The sequence below is a fragment of the Halomonas marinisediminis genome, assembly GCF_004347715.1.
GTDB classification, from domain to species: Bacteria; Pseudomonadota; Gammaproteobacteria; order Pseudomonadales; family Halomonadaceae; genus Halomonas; species Halomonas icarae.
On sequence record NZ_SLTR01000692.1, the window covers coordinates 1 to 233 of the forward strand.

The following is a 233-nucleotide window of genomic DNA, read 5'->3' on the forward strand; positions in this document are numbered from 1 at the left end:
CAATTTGATTATATCCAGAATATCCTTCTAGAAAACAATAAGAGGCATGACCAGCTAATCTCTCAAGCATCTGATCAATGAAAGGGAGGGGGAAATGATCCTTCCTTGTAGTAGTGTTGAGCCTCCTGTAATCTTTGCACATTCTCCATCGTGTGACTGTTCTTGTAGGAATACGCTCATTCTTTTCATTCTTGATCACTGTCATCCTGCCTTTCTTGGGAACTACCTGCACA

General features: G+C 41.2%; 1 protein-coding gene. It reads right to left on the reverse strand.

Annotated features, from left to right (window positions below; genetic code table 11):
- The coding region (locus E0702_RS21360) for a hypothetical protein (RefSeq protein ID WP_205742138.1) at nt 1-205 on the reverse strand (205 nt) is incomplete at its 3' end.
- Nucleotides 206-233 lie beyond the last annotated feature (28 nt).